General features: G+C 63.2%; 6 protein-coding genes. 2 read left to right on the top strand and 4 right to left on the bottom strand.

Annotated elements, in window-relative coordinates:
* From VIR09_RS24270 to VIR09_RS24255, 4 genes are all read right to left on the bottom strand, one after another.
* On the bottom strand, positions 1 to 630 hold a 630-nt coding region (locus VIR09_RS24270; RefSeq protein WP_332015168.1), incomplete at its 3' end, for an ABC transporter substrate-binding protein.
* Positions 631 to 809: 179 nt separating this feature from the next.
* Positions 810 to 977, bottom strand: coding sequence for a 50S ribosomal protein L33 (gene rpmG / locus VIR09_RS24265; RefSeq protein WP_003810296.1), 168 nt, complete (start codon positions 975 to 977; stop codon positions 810 to 812).
* A 37-nt stretch (positions 978 to 1,014) separates the two neighbouring features.
* Positions 1,015 to 1,251: a 50S ribosomal protein L28 gene (rpmB, locus tag VIR09_RS24260; RefSeq protein ID WP_332015167.1), complete on the bottom strand. Its 237-nt coding sequence runs from the start codon at positions 1,249 to 1,251 to the stop codon at positions 1,015 to 1,017.
* A gap of 354 nt (positions 1,252 to 1,605) precedes the next feature.
* On the bottom strand, positions 1,606 to 2,754 hold the full coding sequence (locus VIR09_RS24255) for a Bcr/CflA family multidrug efflux MFS transporter (RefSeq protein WP_332015169.1): 1,149 nt from the start codon (positions 2,752 to 2,754) through the stop codon (positions 1,606 to 1,608).
* 205 nt (positions 2,755 to 2,959) lie between these two features.
* Here VIR09_RS24255 and VIR09_RS24250 point away from each other — a divergent pair, with 205 nt between their 5' ends.
* Both VIR09_RS24250 and VIR09_RS24245 read left to right on the top strand, forming a co-directional pair.
* Positions 2,960 to 4,222 carry a class I SAM-dependent methyltransferase gene (locus VIR09_RS24250; protein WP_332015166.1) on the top strand — a complete coding sequence of 421 codons (1,263 nt, stop codon included), beginning with the start codon at positions 2,960 to 2,962 and terminating at the stop codon, positions 4,220 to 4,222.
* A gap of 517 nt (positions 4,223 to 4,739) precedes the next feature.
* On the top strand, positions 4,740 to 5,741 hold the full coding sequence (locus tag VIR09_RS24245; protein ID WP_332015165.1) for an ABC transporter substrate-binding protein: 1,002 nt from the start codon (positions 4,740 to 4,742) through the stop codon (positions 5,739 to 5,741).
* Positions 5,742 to 5,802: the final 61 nt, after the last annotated feature.

Below are 5,802 nucleotides of genomic sequence, written 5' to 3'. Positions count from 1 at the left end.
CGGCACGGCTTGTTCGGCGACGAATTCCACGTCGGATTGGAACGACGTCATCATGGCCTTGAAGGTGGCCACGGCGGACTGGCCGTACTCATAGTTGGGGTAGACGATGGCCCAGCGTTTCTTGCGCAAGGCCAGCGCCTTGGGGGCCAGCGCCGCCACGTGCATCCAGGTGGAGGGACGCAGGCGGTAGGTATAGCGGTTGCCTTCCTGCCAGGTGATCTTGTCGGTGAGCGGCTCGGCCGCCAGGAAGAACACCTGCTGCTGCTTGGCGAAATCCGTCAGCGCCAGACCGGTGTTGGACAGGAATCCGCCGAACAGCAGCTCGACCTTTTCGCGCGCCAGCAATTCCTGGGCCGCGCGCACCGAATCGCCGGGGTTGCCGTTGTCGTCGCGCGAGATCACTTCCAGCTTCCTGCCCAGCACGCCGCCGCCGGCGTTGACCTCTTCCAGCGCCAGCTGCCAGCCCTTCTTGTACGGGCCGAGGAAGGCGGGGATCGCCTTGTAGCTGTTGATCTCGCCGATGCGGATGGGCGGCTCCTTGTCCTTGGCGGAGGCGGCGGGCGTCAGCGCCAGGGCCAGGAGTGCCGGCGCCACGGCGCGGCGCAACAGGGTAAGGCAGGGACGGAACATGGCAGGTATCGGGTGCGGAGGGAATCAGGCGCCTGGAGGCGCGGCGGATGACAGCGGCCCAATTGGAACATGGGCCTTCGCCCCGGGGCAATAGACACGGCCCCCGCGCCACGCGGGTCTGGAAATGAAAAAGGCCCTGCGATGCAGGGCCTCTTCGTCTTCCAGGAAAACCGGCTGAATTACTTCAGCTTGGTTTCCTTGTAGTCAACGTGCTTGCGAGCGACCGGATCAAATTTCTTGATCAGCATCTTTTCAGGCATGTTGCGCTTGTTCTTGGTGGTCGTGTAGAAATGACCCGTGCCGGCAGTCGACTCGAGCTTGATCTTTTCGCGGATACCTTTGGCCATGTCGTGCTCCTAGTATGTAGATTGGCGGGGAGGCCGATTAGGCCATTTCGCCGCGGGCACGCATGTCGGCCAGCACGGCGTCGATGCCGTTCTTGTCGATCGTGCGGATGGCCTTGGCCGAAACACGCAGGCGGACCCAGCGGTTTTCGCTTTCAACCCAGAACCGGCGCGATTGCAGGTTGGGCAGGAAGCGACGCTTGGTCTTGTTGTTTGCGTGCGAAACATTGTTGCCCACCATCGGGCCTTTGCCGGTCACTTGGCATACGCGTGCCATGGATGCACCTCTTTAGGTCATTCTTTTGTCGCGCATCGCTTGGGGGGTAGACAGGGTTTCAGCCGCCGGGCTGTACAGGCGCTTGCGCTGCCTTTGCCGGCCACCCAGTCTTAGTGGATGAGGGGGGATCGGAATGGCCGTTAAAGCCCAGTCTGGTCCGCCCCAGTGCTTATACCCGCTGCCTGCCACCCGCAAAATTCTTGGAAGAATCTCTGGGAATTCCTGGGGAATCGCCAGACGTTGCGCGGTTGGGGTCAGAGTGCTGAACTACAAAGCATAGTAGTCCTGCACGGGAAACTTCATGTGAAGACTTAGATTCTAATACGAAAAGCGTAATTAAATCAAGCAGGCAGGCTAGCTGGTGTGCGATTGCGCCACGCGGCCGGAGATCCAGGACAGGCAGGCGCAGGTCGCCAGCGTGGTCGTCAAGGGCAGGGCGCTGTCGGTCTGCCACGCGCTGACGGCGAATCCAGCCAGGGCGCCGCAGGACAACTGAAGCGTCCCCAAGAGCGCGGACGCCGCGCCCAGGCGCTTGCCCTGGTCCGACAGCGCCAGCGCCGCCGAGTTGGGATTCACGAAACCCTGGCTGCCCATGTAGCAGATCAGGCACAGCATCAACAGCGGCAGCGTCATCCAGCCGGCCAGCGTCAGCGCCACCGCGGCCAGGCTGGCGCAGGCCAGCGAGGTCAGGGCGCGGCGTTGCAGTTGGCGGGGCGTGTAGGTGCGCAGCAGGCGGGCGCTGATCTGCGAGCAGATGATGAGCGACAGCGCGTTGGTGCCGAACAGCAGGCCGTAGTATTGGGGTTGCACGCCGTAGAGCTCGATGAAGACGCGCGGCGAGCCGATGATGTAGGCGAACATGCCCGCCTGGCCGAAGCCGCCGGCCAGGCTGTGCGACATGAAGCCGCGATGGGCGAACAGGTCGCGGTAATTCCGCAGTATGGTTTCCCAACGCAGCGGCACCACGCGCTCGGGCGCCAGCGATTCCTTCATGATGAGAATGACGGCGGCCATCAGCATCGCGCCGCCGGCCAGCATCACCCAGAACAGGCTGCGCCACGAGGTGATGGCCAGCAATTGGCCGCCTGCCAGCGGCGCGAGTATGGGAGCGAGGCCCATGATGAGCATCAGCAGCGACATGGCGCGCGCGGCTTCATGGGTTTCGTAGTGGTCGCGGATGACCGCGCGCGGAATCACGATGCCGGCGGCGCCGCCCATGGCCTGCACCACGCGCCAGCCGGTCAGCGCTTCGACCGACCCCGACAGCGCGCAGCCCAGGGAGGCGATCATGAACAGCGTCAGGCCTACCAGCAGCGGCGGCTTGCGGCCATAGCGGTCGGCCATCGGGCCGTAGAACACTTGCGCCATCGCCAGGCCGATCAGGTAGGCGGCCAGCGTGCGTTCGACATCACCGCGGGATACGCCCAGGTTTGCCGCGATCGTGGGGAACGCGGGCAGGTACATGTCGATGGCGAACGGACCGATTGCGGTCAGCGCGCCCATGAGTATCAGCCAGCCGGGCAGGCCGCTGCGAAAAGACTGTGATGGGGGCATGTGGATTGCGGGGTAGCGCAGTGACAGGGCCCGGATGCGGTTTGTTGCACGTTTTGGGCCAAGTAGACGACTGTATCACGGGCAACCTTACAAGCAAATTTCAGGTTTTTTCCGATAAAGTCATTGCCGTCCGTACGTATCCAGAGGAGTGGTCGTGAGTCCTTTGTTGAGTGTTGTGGAACGCAAACTCCAGGCCCTGCCGGTGCCTGTCCAGCTAGTATTGCCCGACGGCACCACTTTGGGGCCGCCCGAGCCCCGCGTCCGTTTCGTCGCGCATGACAAGACCGCGCTGGCGCACCTGGCCGAAGGCGCGGTAGGCGTTCTGGGGCAGGACTACGTCGAAGGCCGCATCGACATCGAAGGCAATATGCGCGATGTCATGGCGGCGGCATCGGCGCTGCTGCCGGGTTCGCCGGTGGATGCGGCGCGCGGCGGTTGGCTGACCGAACTGGTGCGCAAGGTGGTGTCGGTCTGGCGCCATTCGGTGGAGCGCGATGCCAAGCAGATCGAGTTCCACTACGACCTGTCGGACGATTTCTACGCCCTCTGGCTGGATCCGCGCCGGGTCTATTCCTGCGCCTATTACCGCGAGCCGGGCATGACGCTGGCGCAGGCCCAGGAAGCCAAGCTGGACCACATCTGCCGCAAGCTGCGCCTGCGGGAAGGCGAGCGCTTCCTGGACGTGGGCGCCGGCTGGGGCGGCCTGCTGCTGTGGGCGGCCGAGCACTACGGCGTGGACGCCACTGGCATCACGCTGTCGCGCAACCAGCATGCCTATGTCAGCAAGCTGATCCAGGAGCAGGGGCTGGCCGGGCGGGTCCGCATGGAGCTGCTCGATTACCGCAAGCTGGACGAATCCGCGCCCTACGACAAGATTGCGTCGGTCGGCATGTTCGAACACGTGGGCCGCGCCCAGCTCGAAGGCTATTTCGCCAAGCTGCGCCGCCTGCTCAAGCCGGGCGGACTGATCATGAACCATGGCATTACCGCGGCCGGCGTCTACAACGCCGAACTCGGCAACGGCATGGGCGAATTCATCGAGAAATACATCTTCCCGGGCGGCGAACTGACCCACATCAGCGTGGTGATGGAAACCCTGACCAACGGCGGGCTGGAAGAGGTGGACGTGGAAAACCTGCGGCCGCATTACGCGCGCACCCTGTGGGCCTGGAGCGATGCGCTGGAGGCGCGCCTGCCCGAAGCCGCGCGTATCCTGGGCGGCGAGCAGGGCGAACGCTCGCTGCGGGCCTACCGCCTCTACCTGGCCGGCTGCGCCATGGGGTTCGAGCATGGCTGGATAGCGCTGCATCAGATCCTGGGCCAGCACCCGGCGACGGGGCGGCCCGACGAGCTGGACAATCCGCCGGACCAGGCCTATCCCTGGCGCCGGGACTATATGTATGGCAAGAACGGATAGCGGCCGGCAAGCGTCCATGGAGTGGCCGCTGCAAAAGGGAAAATGACGGCGGAAACCCGTCGGAAGGTGTCCGCGCAACGGCCGGGTCAGGCAATTCCGGCCGTTTTGAAACCGCTAAAGTGTGTAGATAAGAATCTATTTTTAACTTAATGTATCTTTGTCCTTGAATCAAAATCCCTTAGGGGAATTTGCCATTCCACCCCCTGTGGATGCGGGTATTCCCGGACCATTATTTCCCGAAATGTATCTGATTCATTCCGGTGTGGGGTTGGGTTGAGCATCAATTTCGTTTAAGATGCTGGCTTCTTCGTTCAGTTTGTTCACTTTCTGTGGGTTTTCAAAAACTGCGTTTTTGAAGCTCCTGTCTTGCAAGACGACGCATCCTCGCGGACCGTCTTGTTGCTAGTGTCGGTTTGTATTGGCGGTTCTGCCCGTCTTCCGCACAACCCCCTTAGCTCCATGGCACCTCCGGGCCCAAACCTGGCGTGTGTGCCTGAACCTATGGAGGCAAAAGCCAATGCGTTTTACCCCTGTCAAGACCCTGGCCGCCGCGGCTGTGTTGTTCGCCTTCGCCGGTGCGGCCCAAGCCGCCGACCCGGCCCAGTGCGAAATCAAGCGTCCGGTCAATTTCGGCGCGATGAACTGGGAATCCAACCTGGTCCTGGTTGACGTCGAACGTTTCATCATGGAAAAGGGCTACGGTTGCAAGACCGAAACCCTGCCCACCGAGACCCTGCCCGCCTTGGCCGCTCTCGAGCGCGGCGATCTGGATATCAATACCGAGATCTGGCTGAACAGCGTTGCCGAACCCTGGGACCGCGCCGAGAAGACCGGCAAGGTCAAGCGCATCGGCGACCTCTACATGGGCGCCGAGGGCTGGTACATCCCGCGCTACACGGCCGAGCGTCTGCCTGAGCTGAAGTCCGCGGCCGACCTGCCGAAGTTCAAGGACAAGTTCAAGGATCCGGAAGAACCCGGCAAGGGCCGCTTCTACGGCTGCCCGGCAGGCTGGGGCTGCGAAATCACCAGCAACAACCTGTTCCACGCCCTCAAGCTGGACGACTCGTACACGCTGTATTCGCCCGGCACGGGCGCGGCGCAGAAGGCGGCGCTGATGTCGGCCTACAAGCGCAAGCAGAACGTGGTTTTCTACTACTGGTCGCCGACGCCGCTGGTCGGCGCGATGGACCTGGTCAAGCTCGACATGCCGCCCTACGACGCCGAAAAGCACAAGTGCCTGACGTCGCCCAAGTGCGCCAAGCCCGAGCCCAGCGCCTATCCCGACAATCCCGTCTTCACGGCGGTGAACACCAAGTTCTCCGAGGAAGCCCCCAAGCTCACCGAATTCCTGTCCAAGGTCTCGGTGCCGCTGCCGGTGATCAATGAAACCCTGGCCCACATGGAAGAGTCCGGCGACGAAGCCAGCGCCGTGGCCAAGTGGTTCCTGAAGAACAAACCCGACGTCTGGACCAAGTGGGTCCCCGCCGACGTCGCCGGGCGCGTCCAAAGCGCGCTGTAACCCGCCATGAGCCTGGCTGCGCGCCCCCGCGGCGCGCACCGGCCCAGCCTGGGGCCGGATC

This window comes from Achromobacter sp. (assembly GCF_036567245.1).
Lineage (GTDB): Bacteria > Pseudomonadota > Gammaproteobacteria > Burkholderiales > Burkholderiaceae_B > Achromobacter.
This window is presented reverse-complemented; position numbering and strand designations above follow the sequence as displayed.